Origin of the sequence: Streptococcus sp. KHUD_010, assembly GCF_040207525.1 — a bacterium.
Lineage (GTDB): Bacteria > Bacillota > Bacilli > Lactobacillales > Streptococcaceae > Streptococcus > Streptococcus hominis.
The window spans coordinates 1037310-1053657 of sequence record NZ_CP157941.1 but is presented as its reverse complement, the minus strand read 5'-3'; the positions used below and the strand labels follow the sequence as shown (position 1 = coordinate 1053657).

At 38.5% G+C, this 16348-nt stretch carries 18 protein-coding genes and 2 pseudogenes; 16 read left to right on the top strand and 4 right to left on the bottom strand.

The window, feature by feature from the left end; all coding sequences use genetic code 11:
- The first annotated feature begins 104 nt into the window (after positions 1–104).
- The 16 genes and pseudogenes from ABKA15_RS05270 (at position 105) to radC (ending at position 13354) form a co-directional block, all read left to right on the top strand.
- The gene (locus tag ABKA15_RS05270; RefSeq protein WP_049512172.1) at positions 105–1382 is read left to right on the top strand and encodes a DUF2130 domain-containing protein; all 1278 of its coding nucleotides are present in this window, start codon (positions 105–107) and stop codon (positions 1380–1382) included.
- Between the two features lie 9 nt (positions 1383–1391).
- Positions 1392–1828, top strand: a pseudogene (locus tag ABKA15_RS05265) (GNAT family N-acetyltransferase).
- Between the two features lie 31 nt (positions 1829–1859).
- Entirely contained in the window at positions 1860–2660 is an 801-nt protein-coding gene (locus tag ABKA15_RS05260) for an alpha/beta hydrolase (protein WP_049512174.1), read from the top strand.
- A gap of 7 nt (positions 2661–2667) precedes the next feature.
- Entirely contained in the window at positions 2668–3546 is an 879-nt protein-coding gene (gene truB, locus ABKA15_RS05255) for a tRNA pseudouridine(55) synthase TruB (RefSeq protein WP_049512176.1), read from the top strand.
- Positions 3547–3571: 25 nt separating this feature from the next.
- Positions 3572–4504: a bifunctional riboflavin kinase/FAD synthetase gene (locus ABKA15_RS05250; protein ID WP_049512178.1), complete on the top strand. Its 933-nt coding sequence runs from the start codon at positions 3572–3574 to the stop codon at positions 4502–4504.
- 121 nt (positions 4505–4625) lie between these two features.
- Entirely contained in the window at positions 4626–5027 is a 402-nt protein-coding gene (locus ABKA15_RS05245) for a Spx/MgsR family RNA polymerase-binding regulatory protein (protein ID WP_003042028.1), read from the top strand.
- A gap of 1 nt (position 5028) precedes the next feature.
- The gene (locus tag ABKA15_RS05240) at positions 5029–5313 is read left to right on the top strand and encodes a UPF0223 family protein (RefSeq protein WP_049512288.1); all 285 of its coding nucleotides are present in this window, start codon (positions 5029–5031) and stop codon (positions 5311–5313) included.
- Positions 5297–6070, top strand: coding sequence for an inositol monophosphatase family protein (locus tag ABKA15_RS05235; RefSeq protein WP_049512180.1), 774 nt, complete (start codon positions 5297–5299; stop codon positions 6068–6070). The genes ABKA15_RS05240 and ABKA15_RS05235 overlap by 17 nt, the downstream gene beginning before the upstream one ends.
- Complete coding sequence (locus ABKA15_RS05230) at positions 6071–7375, top strand: RsmF rRNA methyltransferase first C-terminal domain-containing protein (protein ID WP_049512184.1); 1305 nt, start codon at positions 6071–6073, stop codon at positions 7373–7375.
- 105 nt (positions 7376–7480) lie between these two features.
- A complete protein-coding gene (locus ABKA15_RS05225; RefSeq protein ID WP_049512186.1) occupies positions 7481–8347 on the top strand; it encodes a phosphate ABC transporter substrate-binding protein PstS family protein in 867 nt (288 codons plus the stop codon).
- A 21-nt stretch (positions 8348–8368) separates the two neighbouring features.
- Positions 8369–9280, top strand: a complete 912-nt coding sequence (pstC, locus tag ABKA15_RS05220; RefSeq protein WP_049512189.1) for a phosphate ABC transporter permease subunit PstC — start codon at positions 8369–8371, stop codon at positions 9278–9280.
- Positions 9270–10154, top strand: coding sequence for a phosphate ABC transporter permease PstA (pstA, locus tag ABKA15_RS05215; protein WP_049512191.1), 885 nt, complete (start codon positions 9270–9272; stop codon positions 10152–10154). Before pstC ends, pstA begins: the two co-directional genes overlap by 11 nt.
- An 11-nt stretch (positions 10155–10165) precedes the next feature.
- Positions 10166–10969, top strand: coding sequence for a phosphate ABC transporter ATP-binding protein PstB (gene pstB, locus ABKA15_RS05210; RefSeq protein WP_003024159.1), 804 nt, complete (start codon positions 10166–10168; stop codon positions 10967–10969).
- Positions 10970–11011: 42 nt separating this feature from the next.
- Positions 11012–11770, top strand: coding sequence for a phosphate ABC transporter ATP-binding protein PstB (gene pstB / locus ABKA15_RS05205; RefSeq protein WP_049512193.1), 759 nt, complete (start codon positions 11012–11014; stop codon positions 11768–11770).
- A 163-nt stretch (positions 11771–11933) separates the two neighbouring features.
- A complete protein-coding gene (gene phoU, locus ABKA15_RS05200) occupies positions 11934–12587 on the top strand; it encodes a phosphate signaling complex protein PhoU (protein WP_049512195.1) in 654 nt (217 codons plus the stop codon).
- 86 nt (positions 12588–12673) lie between these two features.
- Positions 12674–13354 (top strand): annotated as a pseudogene (gene radC, locus ABKA15_RS05195) (DNA repair protein RadC).
- Here the strand turns inward: radC and ABKA15_RS05190 are convergent.
- The 4 genes from ABKA15_RS05190 to ABKA15_RS05175 form a co-directional block, all read right to left on the bottom strand.
- A complete protein-coding gene (locus ABKA15_RS05190; protein ID WP_049512200.1) occupies positions 13351–14043 on the bottom strand; it encodes a gamma-glutamyl-gamma-aminobutyrate hydrolase family protein in 693 nt (230 codons plus the stop codon). The pseudogene radC and the gene ABKA15_RS05190 overlap by 4 nt on opposite strands.
- Before the next feature lie 27 nt (positions 14044–14070).
- The gene (locus ABKA15_RS05185) at positions 14071–14715 is read right to left on the bottom strand and encodes a redox-sensing transcriptional repressor Rex (protein ID WP_049512202.1); all 645 of its coding nucleotides are present in this window, start codon (positions 14713–14715) and stop codon (positions 14071–14073) included.
- Between the two features lie 163 nt (positions 14716–14878).
- On the bottom strand, positions 14879–15226 hold the full coding sequence (locus tag ABKA15_RS05180; protein ID WP_049512204.1) for a DUF1831 domain-containing protein: 348 nt from the start codon (positions 15224–15226) through the stop codon (positions 14879–14881).
- Complete coding sequence (locus ABKA15_RS05175; RefSeq protein ID WP_049512207.1) at positions 15227–16348, bottom strand: cysteine desulfurase family protein; 1122 nt, start codon at positions 16346–16348, stop codon at positions 15227–15229.

Sequence of the window (16348 nt, the reverse complement as noted above, 5' to 3'; positions counted from 1 at the left end):
TGTTCAAATGCAACGGTCTTTTTGTATTTAAGCTGTTGATTTAAAATAACCATAAGAAATGGTATAATAAGATGTTATAGAGAACAATCAATGAAGAGGTATCCATGAACGAAATCAAATGCCCCAACTGTGGGGAAGTCTTTACAGTCAACGAAAGCCAGTACAGCGAGCTCTTGGCTCAGGTACGGACGACAGAATTTGACAAGGAAATTCATGCTCGAATTGAGCAAGCGTTAGCTTTAGAAAAACAAAAGGCACAGAATGAGCAGCAACAGACCTTAAGTCAGAAAGAATCTGAAATTCAAGAGCTCAAGGCGACTATTTCCAATTTTGAATCCCAAAAAGAGCTAATCAAAAAGGATACAGAGCAGGCTTTGTCTGGAAAACTATCGGATAAAGAAAAAGAATTGGTAGAGCTACAAGCCCAACTAGACCGTCTTCGACTGGAACACCAAAATGAGCTGCAAGCTTCGTTGACAAATATTGAAAAAGAACGCGACCAAATCCAAAATCAGCTTTTATTGCAAGAGAAAGAAAATGAATTATCCCTTGCATCTGTTAAACAAAATTACGAAGCTCAGCTAAAGGCGGCCAATGAACAAGTAGAATTTTACAAGAACTTTAAAGCACAACAATCTACTAAAGCGATTGGAGAGAGTTTAGAGCATTACGCTGAAAGCGAATTCAACAAGGTTCGCAGTTTTGCCTTTCCTAATGCTTATTTTGGCAAGGATAATGAGGTGTCATCTGCTTCTGGTTCCAAGGGGGACTTTATCTTTCGTGAAGCTGATGAGAATGGGGTTGAGATTCTTTCCATCATGTTTGAAATGAAAAACGAGGCTGACACGACTAAAACCAAGCATAAAAACAGTGACTTTTATAAGGAATTGGACAAGGACCGCAGGGAGAAGAAGTGCGAATATGCTGTTTTGGTGACCATGTTAGAGGCTGATAATGATTACTTTAATACAGGCATTGTTGATGTTAGCCATGAGTATGAGAAAATGTATGTGGTGCGGCCGCAGTTCTTTATTCAGTTGATTGGACTTTTGCGCAATGCTGCGCTCAATTCGCTCAAGTACAAGCAGGAGTTGGCTTTGGTCCGTGAACAAAACATTGATATTACGCACTTTGAAGATGATTTGGAAACCTTTAAAAATGCTTTTGCCAAAAACTACAATTCAGCTAGTAAAAATTTCCAAAAGGCCATTGATGAAATTGATAAGGCTATTAAGCGAATGGAAGCGGTCAAGCAGGCACTTCAGACATCAGACAATCAACTGCGCTTGGCCAACAACAAACTGGATGACGTCTCCGTCAAAAAACTGACCCGCAAAAATCCAACTATGAAAGCTAAGTTTGAGGCGTTGAAGAACGACTAGTAGGACACTATGCAGATGCGACAAGCAACCTTGAAAGACATAGAAGCCTTGCTCCCCCTCTATGAAGATTTAGGCTATCCGACGACTGCTTCTAGTCTAGCTGAGCGTCTAGAGATCATTCTCTCCCAGCCTTATTATGGCTGTCTTTTAGCTGAAAAAACAATGAAATCGTAGGTTTTTTAGGTTATGCAAAACTCTTCTTTTTCGAAGCAGATGGATCTTACTATCGTATTTTGGCTTTGTCTGTTTCAAAAAAAGTAAGACGGCAAGGAGTTGCTAGTAGGCTAATAGATGAATTGAAAAAACAAGCGGTAAAAGAAGGAGCTAAGGCACTGGCTCTAAATAGTGGATTAACCGCTGAACGAAATGCTGCACATCAGTTTTATCAGGCAGTTGGATTTGAAAAAGTGACTGCCGGATTTGCCTTGTATTTGGAGAGTGAATAAAATTAGAGGAAAGGAACAGAGAAGCTAAAAGATGTCTACAGCAAAGGGTCGAACCTTATATTTAAATGGAAAAAGCATGGATTATGCTACTTTTGGGAAAGGTCAAGAACCTCTGATTGTCATACCAGGCTTAGGAGACGGATTAGATACAGTTAAGTCCATGGCTAAAAGTTTATCTCTTGTGTATAAACGCTTAGGGAAAAAGTATCACGTATATGTATTTAGTCGCATCAATGAATTACCAGATGAATATTCCACTAAAGATATGGCTGCAGATATAGCCGAAGCTATGAATGTTTTGAACATTGAATCTGCTTTTGTACTAGGTGTCTCACAAGGGGGAATGATTGCTCAGTATCTGACTTTGGATTTTCCGGAAAAGGTAAAAAAATTGGTACTAGCAGTTACGACAGGACATTGTACTAATTTACTTGAAAAACGGATTAAGCGTTGGCTATTATTAGCGCAAGAAGGGACTTATTCTGAGTTGATGTTGGATATGGCGCATGTTTCTTATACAAGAAAAAGTTATTCCTATCTTCGTTATCTTTATTGGTTTTTAGGTCAATTTGGCAAAGTCAAAAACCAGCATCGTTTGGTAGTGCAAGCGCAGTCTTGTTTACATCATCAAGCAGATTTGTTAGAAAAGATAGTATGTCCAACACTCATTGTTGGTGCGGTAGATGACCAAGTTATCGGACTAGAGGCCTCGTATGAGTTAGAGAAAAGGATACCAAATAATCGCTTGGAAATCTTAGCAGACTGTGGTCATGCTCTTTATGAAAAAAACAAGGAATTTAATCAACTACTAATAGAATTTTTAGCAGAATAAGGAATCAATGAACGGAATTATCAATTTAAAAAAAGAAGCGGGAATGACCTCGCATGATGCGGTTTTTAAACTGCGTAAAATTTTAGGAATGAAAAAAATCGGTCATGGTGGGACTTTAGACCCAGATGTGGTGGGTGTCTTGCCCATTGCAGTCGGGAAGGCCACGCGATTGGTAGAATTTATGCAAGACGAAGGTAAAGTGTATGAAGGAGAGGTCACTTTAGGTTTTTCGACAACGACAGAGGATGCCAGTGGAGAACAGGTGGCTTTCAGCCCTGTGACAGAAGCGCTAGATGAAAAATTAGTGGATCAAGTCATTGCCAGTATGGTTGGAGAACAGACTCAAGTGCCACCTATGTACTCGGCTGTCAAGGTCAATGGACGAAAACTCTATGAGTATGCTCGAGCTGGGGAGGTAGTAGAGCGACCAAAGCGTCAGGTAATAATTTACAACTTTGAGCGGACAGGAGCTATTGTCTATGAAAGTAACTTGGCACGTTTTCCTTTTCGAGTTAAATGCAGCAAGGGGACCTATGTGCGAACATTGGCAGTTGATTTAGGAGCGAAGTTGGGTTATGATTCCCATATGTCTAAACTGACTCGCACTGCTGCGGCTGGTATGGATTTGGAAGAAGCTTTGACTTTAGCAGAAATTGACGAGAAGGTGAACAAAGGCGACTTTTCATTTTTGCAGCCCATTGAATTTGGCATAGGAGATTTACCTAAGGTAAACCTTACGGAAGAGCAGGTTGAAGAAGTGCGATTTGGACGCTTTATTCGTATAAATACCAAGGCAGAACAGGTGGCTGGCTTTTATCAAGGGAAATTGCAGGCCATTTTAGAAAAGCGCGATAAAGAATATAAACCTAGAAAAGTATTTCTTTAAAATTTTGTGATAAAATAGTTAAGTGATGAAAACGATTAGAATAAAAAATGAAAAAGACATTCAGCAAATTGAACACACAGTCCTAGTGCTAGGGTATTTTGACGGACTGCATAAAGGACATCAAGCATTGTTTGCTGAAGCGAGAAAAATGGCAGCAGAGAAGCATCTGAAGATTGCAGTGCTGACATTTCCAGAATCTCCCAAATTAGCTTTTGTACGCTACCAGCCTTCATTGATGCTTCATTTGACTAGTCCAGAAGATCGCTTGCAGCAAATGGAAAATCTTGGTGTAGACTACCTTTATTTGATTGATTTTACCAGTCAGTTTGCTCGTAATACTGCGGAACAATTTTTTGAAAAATACATCTCGCATTTGAAAGCAAAAGTTGTCATTGCAGGCTTTGATTATCATTTTGGTTCAGATCGAGGCAATGCAGAGGATTTGGAGAAACTATTTGACGGACAAGTTATCGTAGTTCCTTCTGTAAATTTCAATGGAGAAAAAGTTAGTTCAACCCGTATTCGAGAAACAGTACTAGCAGGAAATGTCGCCGAAAGCAATCAATTGCTAGGCTATTCGTTATCCACTAGAGGAATTGTCGTTCATGGCAATGCAAGAGGACGAACGATTGGCTATCCAACGGCAAATCTTGCTCCGCTGGATCGGGTTATTTTACCAGCCGATGGTGTCTATGTGGTTGATGTAGAACACGAAGGAAAGGTGTATCGCGGGATGGCTAGCGTCGGCAAAAATGTCACTTTTGAAGGAGATGAACTTCGTTTTGAAGCCAATATTTTTGAGTTTTCACAAGATATTTACGGTGATACTATTCGCATTTTTTGGTTGGATAAAATCCGAGATATGGTAAAATTCGATAATGTGGACAGACTAGTCAAACAATTGCAAGCAGATGAGGAAATCGCAAGATATTGGACACCTAAAAACGCAAACCACTAAATCATGTAGTAAGCTTCTTATTTTTCCTAAAAAAATAGGAGAAAATTTATAAAAATACCTAGTAATCTTACATAAAATTTAGTATAATGATAACAGTTACAAATAATAAGAAGAGAAATGCATGGTTACACTATTTTTATCACCGAGTTGTACAAGTTGTCGCAAGGCGCGTGCATGGCTATCCAATCATGAAGTTCCTTTTGAGGAGCACAATATCATGACGAGCCCTTTATCTGCACCCGAATTACAACATATTCTTTCTCTGACGGAGAATGGAACAGACGACATTATTTCAACTCGTTCAAAAATTTTTCAAAAATTAAATTTGGATGTTGAAAATTTATCAATTTCTGAATTGCTTCGTTTAATCGAGGAAAATCCAAGCCTTTTGCGTCGCCCGATTATTCTGGAAGACAAGCGAATGCAAATTGGATTTAACGAAGATGAAATCCGTGCGTTTTTGCCTCGCGGATATCGAAAACAGGAATTGCGCGATGCAACTCTAAGAGCTGAGATTGAATAATATGAATAAAAACTATCGTTACCCACTAGACATATCGTGGAGCACTGAAGAGCTTGCTTCAGTGCTTTCTTTTTTGAATGATGTTGAGCAGGCTTATGAAGCGAAAATAGCAGCCGAAAAGATATTGGCTTCTTATCAACTATTCAAAAAAATTGTTCCAAGCAAAGCTGAAGAAAAGCGGATCGGACGTGAATTTGAAGCAGCAAGTGGCTATTCTCTCTATCGAGCTGTTCAAGCTGCAAAACTAAAGGAGAAAGGAACGTTTTCTCTTGGAAAAGAAATTTAATTTTGCCAAGCAAATTGTACTGAATGTGGCTTCTTATATTAAAGAACATTTGAATGATCAGTTGCAAATTGAGACCAAGTCCAGTCCGACTGATTTGGTAACTCAAATGGACAAAGAAGTTCAAGATAATTTAGTAACCTGGATTTTAGAAGCTTATCCTGCAGATCACATTTTAGCTGAGGAAAATGGCTTACGACATTCTATTTCAGATGGCAATGTTTGGGTCATTGATCCTATTGATGGCACGAATAACTTTGTAGCACAAAAAGCAGATTTTGCTGTTGTTCTGGCTTATTTTGAAAATGGCATTGGTCAATTTGGTGTCATTTATGATGTGATAGGAGATAAATTGTATCACGGCGGTGGTCAATTTGATGTCTATTGCAATGAGCAGAAATTGCTTCCCTACCAAGATCGCCCTTTAAATCAGTTTTTAATGGCATCAAATGCTGGTATTTTTGAGCGCAATGATTGGGGAATTGCGGATTTGGCAAAAGAAACCTTGGGCGTTCGAGTGTACGGAAGTGCTGCGATTAGTTTTAGCAAGGTTTTATCAGGACAACTGTTAACCTATATTTCCTATATTTGGCCTTGGGATTATGCTGCAGCTTCCATTATGGGAGATAAGCTAGGCTATACGACATTGACATTTGAGGGTGAGGAACCTGATTTTGAAAGCCACCAAGGTATTATGATGATTCCAACTATGAAATTGAACGAAATTAAAAAATACATATATCGAAAGCGAGAGGATTAGATGCATTTTCCAAAAGGATTTGAAGAAAAGTACAACAATCTTTTGGGAGAGGAAGCTCCCTCTTTTTTTCTAACTTTCGATGAGGAGTCAGTTTCCGCTTTCCGGGTCAATCCATTAAAAGAGCAGCAAAAAACTTTTCCAAATCCTATTCCTGATACGAACTGGGGTTTTTATGGCAAAGTTTCTGGAAAATCAATAGAGCATGTCACAGGATTAGTCTATTCACAAGAACCTGCTGCACAAATGGTTGCCCAAGCTGCAACGCCACAACAGAATATGAAAGTACTTGATTTGGCAGCAGCGCCGGGTGGAAAATCCACTCACCTATTGTCATACTTGAATAATACAGGTATTCTTGTTTCCAATGAAATCAATCCGAAACGTTCTAAGGTTTTAGTAGAAAATATTGAGCGATTTGGAGCAAGAAATGTTGTAGTGACAAATGAATCGGCTGACAGATTAAGCCAGATCTTTCAGGGCTATTTTGATATGATTGTCTTAGATGCACCATGTTCTGGTGAAGGAATGTTTAGAAAGCAGCCAGAAGCAACGGAGTATTGGAGCGAGACTTATCCTGCTCAATGCGCACAGCTTCAACGTGAGATACTAGCGGATGCTTTGAAAATGTTGACAACTGGTGGTGAACTGATTTACTCTACTTGCACTTGGGCACCAGAAGAAAACGAGGAAATCGTTGACTGGTTGTTAGAAAATTATCCGCTTGAATTAGTCGAAATTCCTAAAATCAATGGGATGATTGCAGGTATTAACTTTCCAGAAACTGCACGTATGTATCCTCACCATTTCAAAGGTGAAGGTCAATTTGTTGCAAAATTTCGCCTTTGTAGTAAGCAGTCAGCAAAAAAATTAAAAGTAAAAAAGAGCCATCTGACATCTGAGCAGAAGATGTTGTGGCAGAAGTTTCAAAGAGAACATCTAGCTATAGATCTGACTGGAGAATTACAGACTTTTGGAGATCATTTATATCTATTGCCACTAGGTCTTCCAGATCTATCGAAACTCAAAATTGCCAGAAATGGCTTGCACCTAGGTGTTTTTAAGAAAAAACGATTTGAACCGAGTTTTGCTTTGGGACTGGCTTTAAAACCAAGTGAAGTAAAGCACATAATTGAAATTGATGAAGAGCAGTTTAAAAAGTACGTTGCTGGGGAGACAGTCAATCTCAATCAGAACCCTGCAAATGGTTGGTATCAAGTTGTTGTCCAAGGTAATGGTTTAGGGTTTGCAAAAGTGACTGGAAATATTCTGAAAAATTATTTTCCAAAAGGCCTGAGATTTCAATAAAGAATCTTTCCAAATATCTAAAGATATGTTATAGTGAGATTAGATGTGAAAAGATTAGGGAAATCTTAGAATGAAAATGTTTTCACATCTGAAAAGGAGTTTCATGTGATTAAACACAAAAAAATACTTTGGGCAGTCACTCTCGTGATTTGCAGCATCGGTCTTTCAGCTTGTTCTTCCTGGATTAACCGCGGTGAGGCGATAACAGCAGTTGGCTCAACAGCTCTACAACCGTTGGTTGAAGCAGTCGTGGACAAATACACCGAAGAAAATCCGAAAAAAATTGTAAATGTGCAAGGTGGAGGATCGGGAACAGGATTATCACAAGTCCAATCTGGTGCAGTAGATATTGGAAATAGCGATTTATTTGCAGAAGAAAAAAGTGGTATCAATGCGAAGGCTTTAGTTGATCATCAGGTCGCTGTTGCAGGTACCGCTATCATAGCAAATAAAGGCATTAAAGTAAACAACTTAACCACAGAGCAGCTACGTAAAATTTTTACCGGAGAATACACCAATTGGAAGCAAGTTGGTGGTCAAGATTTGGAAATTACCATCATCAACCGTGCCGTTGGTTCTGGTAGTCGAGCAGTTTTTGATAGTGTTATTATGAATGGCAAAGAAGCTAAGCAAGCGCAAGAGCAAGATTCTAACGGAATGGTCAAAACGATTGTTTCGCAAACTCCAGGTGCCATTTCTTATTTAGCTTTTTCTTATGTTGATACTAGTGTGAAAAGTTTAAACTTGAATGGCTACAAGCCAACGAAGAAGAATGTGACGACGAACAACTGGCCTATTTGGTCTTATGAGCACATGTATACTAAGGGAGAACCTAACAAATTAGCTAAAAAATTTCTAGAGTACATGATGACAGCAGAAGTCCAAAATAATATTGTTGGTAAAATGGGCTACATTCCGATTAACGATATGAAGGTTACTCGTAGTCTTGACGGAACTATCAGCTCAAAGTAAAAGAAAGAATTTAGGAATAACATGAACGAAGTAGCAAAAAAAATGCTGACAAAGTCAAAAAACTCTCGTTTAGAAACATTTGGAAAAACCATTACTTTTCTTTGCATGAGTTTAATTGTTTTTGTCGTCGCAATGATTTTATTATTTGTAGCGGAGAAAGGACTTTCGACTTTCTTTGTTAATAAAGTAAACATCTTCAGTTTTCTTTTTGGAGCAAGGTGGAATCCATCCGGTAAGGAATTCGGTGCTTTACCAATGATTCTGGGCTCTTTCCTCGTAACTCTCCTATCAGCTTTATTGGCAACACCATTTGCAATTGGAGCAGCTGTTTTTATGACGGAGGTTTCCCCTAAAGGCTCAAAAATTCTGCAACCAGCGATTGAACTTCTAGTCGGAATTCCATCAGTTGTGTATGGATTTATTGGATTACAGGTAGTTGTTCCCTTTGTTCGCAGTATCTTTGGTGGAACAGGTTTTGGAATCTTGTCAGGGATTTTTGTTCTCTTTGTCATGATTTTACCAACGGTGACCTTTATGACAACAGATAGCCTACGTGCTGTACCGCGGCATTATCGAGAAGCTAGTATGGCAATGGGAGCGACTCGTTGGCAAACGATTTGGCGTGTGACGCTAAAAGCAGCTCGCTCAGGTATTTTTACAGCTATTGTCTTTGGAATGGCTCGTGCCTTTGGTGAAGCTTTGGCGATTCAAATGGTTGTCGGAAATTCAGCGGTTATCCCAACTTCTCTGACAACACCTGCTGCAACCTTGACTTCTATTTTAACAATGGGAATTGGAAATACCGTTATGGGAACTGTTAATAATAACGTTCTGTGGTCGCTTGCTCTGGTTCTGCTTTTGATGAGTTTAGCCTTCAATACTGTGATTAAATTGATTACAAAGGAAAGAGGTAAGAAGAACTATGCACGCTAAAAAAATGGATAAATTAGCAACAGGCGCCCTCTATACCATTGCAGGAATCATTGTTGCTATTCTTGCTTCCTTGATTTTGTATATCTTAGTAAGGGGCTTACCTCATGTTTCGTGGAAATTCTTGACTGGTCAATCGTCTTCATATCAAGCAGGCGGCGGAATTGGAATTCAGCTCTATAATTCATTGTTTCTGTTAGTTATCACCTTAATCATTTCCATTCCTTTATCAATGGGAGCAGGGATTTACTTATCTGAGTATGCCCAAAAAGGTCCGGTAACAGATTTTGTCAGAACCTGTATTGAAATTTTATCATCCCTGCCGTCCGTTGTTGTCGGTCTCTTTGGATATTTGATTTTTGTTATTCAATTTCAATATGGTTTTTCAATCATTTCTGGTGCTTTGGCTTTGACTGTATTTAATCTGCCACAAATGACACGTAGTGTCGAAGACAGCTTACAGCATGTGCATCATACACAGCGTGAGGCTGGACTTGCTCTTGGCATCTCTCGCTGGGAAACGATTGTCCATGTCGTTGTTCCAGAAGCGTTACCAAGTATTGTGACGGGGATTGTCCTAGCTTCTGGTCGTATTTTTGGGGAAGCTGCTGCGCTTATCTATACAGCAGGTCAGTCTGCCCCAGCACTTGACTGGTCAAATTGGAATATTTTCAGTGTAACTAGTCCAATTTCTGTTTTCCGTCAAGCTGAAACTTTGGCTGTTCATATTTGGAAAGTCAATAGTGAAGGAACGATTCCTGATGCAGTAGAAGTGTCAGCTGGGTCAGCAGCAGTACTTCTTATCTTTATTTTGATCTTTAACCTTGGAGCTCGTAAGCTCGGAGGTTATCTGCATAAGAAATTAACATCTGCCTAAAAGGAGAAGAAATGACAGAATATAACTGGAATGAAAAACATATTGTTACTTTTCCTGAGGAAGAGGTTGTTTTATCAACGAAGGATTTGCACGTTTACTATGGTAAAAACGAATCCATTAAAGGGGTTGATATGCAGTTCAAGAAAAATAAAATTACAGCTCTTATCGGGCCTTCAGGTTCTGGTAAGTCAACCTATCTTCGCAGCTTGAATCGGATGAATGATACGATTGACATTGCTAAGGTTACTGGTGAGATCTGGTATGAAGGTATTGACATTAACCGCCCAGATATCAATGTCTATGAAATGCGGAAGCATATCGGAATGGTCTTTCAAAGACCAAATCCTTTTGCCAAATCTGTTTACCGCAATATCACCTTTGCGCATGAACGTGCCGGTGTTAAGGATAAGAAAATCTTAGATGAAATTGTAGAAACATCTCTAAAACAAGCGGCTCTGTGGGAACAAGTAAAGGATGACCTTCATAAATCTGCTTTGATGTTATCAGGCGGTCAGCAGCAACGTCTCTGCATTGCCAGAGCCATTTCCGTGAAGCCAGAAATACTTCTAATGGATGAACCTGCTTCTGCACTTGATCCAATCGCAACAGCACAGTTAGAAGAAACGATGTTAGAATTGAAGAAGAACTATACAATTATCATCGTGACCCACAGCATGCAGCAAGCGGCGCGTGCAAGCGATTATACTGGTTTCTTCTATCTTGGTGATTTAATCGAATATGATGAAACAGCCAATATTTTCCAAAATGCTAAGTTGCAGTCTACGAATGACTATGTTTCTGGTCATTTTGGCTAAGAAAATTGCTGATTAATTAGAATTTATTAAAGGACTATCAGAATGACAGAACCTATTTTACAAATCAAGGACTTGTCGGTTTATTATAATAAAAAGAAAGCTCTCAATAGTGTATCATTAGATATACTACCGCAGGAGATTACCGCTTTGATTGGTCCTTCTGGGTCAGGAAAATCAACCCTTTTAAAGGCAATCAATCGCATGGGAGATTTAAATCCAGAGGTGACAACGACAGGTACTGTAATTTATAACGGGCACAATATTTACAGCCCACGGACAGATACGGTAGAGCTTCGCAAAGAAATTGGAATGGTTTTTCAACAGCCCAATCCATTTCCAATGACGATTTATGAAAATGTTGTTTATGGTTTGCGGATCAATGGTGTCAAGGACAAAGAAGTGTTAGATGAAGTTGTTGAAACTTCACTAAAGGGAGCATCCATTTGGGATGAAGTAAAAGATCGTTTACATGACTCAGCGATTGGCTTGTCAGGCGGTCAGCAACAACGTGTTTGTGTGGCTCGCGTTTTAGCAACGAGTCCGAAAATCATTCTTTTAGATGAGCCAACGTCGGCACTTGATCCCATTTCTGCAGGAAAAATTGAAGAAACACTTCATGGGCTGAAAGATCAATATACAATGTTACTCGTGACCCGCTCAATGCAACAGGCTAGTCGTATTTCGGACAAGACTGTTTTCTTCCTAAATGGCGATTTAATTGAGTTTAATGCCACGAAAGAGATGTTCCTCAGTCCGATTCATAAGGAAACGGAAGATTATATCACAGGCAAGTTTGGTTAGAGATTGTAATTGCTCACTACAATATTGTGGCTATTCCAATGTTTTGGCGACTACTGATCCTCTATATATTTATATATAAAATGAACATATACTTGTAGACAAGAATTATGTAAAAAGATGGATTTTCGTATAAAATTCTTTAGATCTTAGGAAAGGAAAATTTATGCTTAGAGTACAATTTGAAGAAGACTTAGCAAAACTCCATAACCAATTTTATGCAATGGGAAATGAAGTTTTGTCACAGATTAATCGCACAGTTCGTGCATTTGTGACCCACGACCGTGAATTAGCAAAAGAAGTAATCGAAGAAGATGCAGAAGTGAATGAATATGAAGTAAAGTTGGAGAAAAAATCTCTGGAAATCATTGCTTTGCAGCAGCCTGTTTCGCAAGACTTACGAACCGTTATTACAGTTTTGAAGGCTAGTAGTGATGTGGAAAGAATGGGCGACCACGCTGTTTCCATTGCACAGGCAACGATTCGCATGAAAGGAGAAGTTCGCATCCAGTCTGTTGAGGAAGAAATCAGCAAAATGGGACGCGATGTCAAAAATTTTGTGGAAGCAGCACTTGATCTTTACCTTAATGGCGATGTGGACAAGGCTTACGAAATAGCAGCTATGGATGAGAAAATCAATCAGTATTTTGATGATATTCGCGATTTAGCTACACAAGAAATTAAGGCTAATCCTGATTTGATCGTCACGGGTCGTGATTACTTCCAAGTAATTTCGTTTTTAGAACGTATTGGTGATTATGCCAAAAATATTTGTGAATGGGTTGTTTATTTTGAAACAGGCAAAATTGTTGAAATGTAAATACTAACTTAAAAAATTTGAGAATCATTTCTCAGATTTTTTATTTTCCTCTTCTTTTTCCGAATAAGGATATGAGGAGGTTTTTTATGTATAGTATTTCATTTCAGGAAGATTCTTTGTTGCCAAGGGAACGTTTAGTCGCAGAAGGTGCAGAACAATTGAGCAATCAAGAATTGTTATCCATTCTTATCCGCACAGGCAATAAAAAAGAAACTGTTTTTCAAGTTTCTCAACGGATTTTATCAACTATTTCTAGTTTGAATGACTTGCGCAATATGACGCTACAATAATTGCAATCAATCTCTGGAATTGGTCGTATCAAAGCTATTGAATTGCAAGCCATGATTGAATTAGGCCAGCGAGTCAGTAAGGCAGAATTGATTATGCAAGAGCAAATTTTAGGTAGTCAAAAGTTAGCGAAAAAAATGCAACAGGAATTGGGGCATAAGAAGCAGGAACACCTTGTAACTTTATATTTGAATACTCAAAACAAAATCATTCATCAACAGACGATTTTTATTGGTAGTGTATCACGCAGTATTGCAGAACCACGAGAAATTCTGCATTATGCTGTGAAACACATGGCGACATCCATTATTTTGGTGCATAATCATCCATCAGGAGCTGTACTGCCAAGCAAAAATGACGATGAAGTGACCAAACATGTAAAAGAAGCGTGTAAGCTAATGGGCTTCATCTTACTGGATCATCTCATCGTCGCAGAGAAAGATTATTATAGTTATCGCGAAGAAACAGACTTGATTTAAAGTCTATTGACAACATAGTCAAATAGCATTCGATCTTTAGGGCGTGTTTCAAATAAGAATTCTGGATGCCACTGGACTCCCAGATAAGCGATTTCATCAGTTGTTGTAATGGCTTCAATGGTGTTGTCTTTCGGATCACGGGCAATGACTTCGACATTTTCTGCTAAATCTTTGATACTCTGATGATGGAAAGAGTTGATATGAGATACTTCGCCGTAAATTTTTTCCAAAACAGAACCGGATTTAGTGACTAGTTTTTGAGTAGTATATTCAGCAGAACTGTCTTGCCAATGGTGCTCAATATCTTGATAAAGAGTTCCGCCCATTGCAACATTAAACAATTGCGTACCGCGGCAAACGGTAAAAATTGGTTTTTGTTGCTGGATAGCTTCATGGATTAAGGCTAATTCAAACAAATCACGCTCCAAATGGTAATCATCACTGTCAATTGTTTTTTCTTCGCCATAGAATTGTGGTGATACATTTTGCCCACCCGTTAGGATAAGTTTGTCAATCATCTGGATGTAGCGCTGTGCCATATCTGCATCTCCAATCGGCAATATGATGGGAGTTCCACCAACTTCTTTTACGCCTTCCACAAATCCTTTAGCAGCATAACTCATGATGGCAAATTCATCTTCAGGGTTTGATCTTTCATTTCCAGTAATGCCGATAATAGGTTTCTTCATAAATAAATGTCTGCTCTTTCTAATTGCTTAATGCTCTTTTTTCATAAAATAAAGGAGTGTTTGTAGCTCACTTGTCAAATCAACATATTGAACGACAACATCTTTTGGAACGGTTAAGTGAACAGGAGAAAAACTGAGAATACCTTTTACACCAGCTTCCACAAGAACAGTTGCAACTTCTTGCGCTTTTGCACTAGGAACTGTTAAAATAGCTGTTTTAACATCCACACCTTTTAATTTGTTATTGATTTGTGAAATGCCATAAATAGGAATTCCGTCATTTGTAGTAGTCCCAACTTCAGGATGATCATCTGTATCAAATGCCATAACAATCTTCATTTTGTTCCGTTCGTGGAAACGGTAGTGGAGCAAAGCATGTCCCATGTTACCGATACCAACTAACATCACATTGGTAATGGAATTGTCATGAAGTAAGTCAGCAAAAAAATTCATGAGTTTTTTTACATCGTAACCATATCCACGACGACCTAATTCGCCAAAATAAGAAAAATCTCGACGGACAGTTGCAGAATCAATCTCGATCGCATCTGCGATTTGTTTTGAATTGGCTTTATCAATTTTTTCGGAATTAAATCGTTTGAAAATCCGATAATACAGAGAGAGCCTTTTAGCAGTTGCTCGTGGAATGGTTGTATTTTTTTCAGATTTCACAAAATCACATCCTTTCAAAGACTATTTTATAGAAAGTTTGTGAAAAAATCAACTTATTTGACAAAAATAGAAAAGGAGTAGAACAAAATCAAAGATTTTTGGTTTGTTTCCTACTCTTTATTGTTTTACTGATGATTTAAAAATGAGTTTTTAAGCTATTTGTTTATTGTTCTTGTTCAGTGAAAATACCACGTTCTACCAAGCTATCCATTAAGAAATAAAACTTTTCTTGAATGATGTGATTGTCTTCTGATTTAAAAATATTCACTAACCGAAGGCCAGATTTGTCTGTGATGTTGATTTTTGCACCTGAAAGGTTTTTGTTGATAATGATTTTCAACAAAAAGCCGTTTTCACTATTGGGAACATTTTCTAATAAGCGTGTCAATTCGTAATTTCCGACTTTTGTTTCGGCAAATGTGTTATCACGCAAAGTAAATTTTTTTACATTTTCTCCAAGAGAGTAACTGTAGGGGCAGTCTTTTAAGTGAATAGTGGTCTGAAAAGCCATCTATTTTATCCTCCTAAGATTTCTTTTTAATATCGTAGTAAATTGTCGAACTTCTTCTGAAGTATTTTGTTCTGAAAAGCTAATGCGAATAGATTCTCTTAAACGCTTTGAGTCGCTACCATAAAAAGCTTTAAGCACATGACTTGGCTCAACCGTTCCTGCTGTACAAGCAGAGCCAGTTGAGATAGAAATTCCAGCCAAGTCTAAACGCATGAGCAGTAAATCATTTGCTTGTCTAGGAAAGCCGAGATTTATTACATAGGGGAGTGTATGAGAATCATTATTTATATAGTAATGGATTCCGTCAAGTTCAGAGAGAAGTTGCTGTTTCAAACTTTCAACATGTTCCATGTTTTCTTGGTAGCAATTGAGGCTCTCTTTTAGAGCCGCAACCATACCGGCAATAGCCGCTAAATTCTCAGTTCCTGCACGTCTTTTATCCTCTTGATCTCCACCGTGTAAAAATTTGTCAAATTTTACATGATTGAAGTACAAGAAGCCGACGCCTTTTGGACCATGAAATTTATGAGCTGACGCACTCATAAAGTCAATTCCTAGCTCGTCAGGATAGACAGGTAATTTGCCTATAACTTGCACAGCATCCACATGATAAGCAGCGGGATGATGTTTCACAACGTCAGCAATTTCTTTGACTGGAAGCATATAGCCTGTTTCATTATTGGCGTACATGGTTGAGACAAGTATTGTATCTTCTCGAAGGGCTTCTTTTATCTGTTGAGCCGTAATCTCTCCATTTTTAGGTTGGATATAAGTAGCTTCAAAGCCAAATTTATCCACCAGATATTCAATCGTTTCAAGAACCGAATGATGCTCAATAGCAGTAGTAATAATGTGTTTTCCTTGATCTTGATGGGCTAAGGCATATCCTTTTATGGCTGTATTGTTACTTTCTGTCCCACCAGATGTAAAGATGATATGTTGACTATTAGTATGAAGCAGTTCAGCAAGCTCTTGTCGGGCTTCACGAAGAATTTTGCTAGCAGCTCTTCCATGACTATGAATGCTAGATGGATTGCCGAAGGTATTTTCCATAACCTGTGTCATAGCAGTAATAGCAGCTTTTGACATAGGAGTTGTTGCTGCATTATCGAAATAAATCAA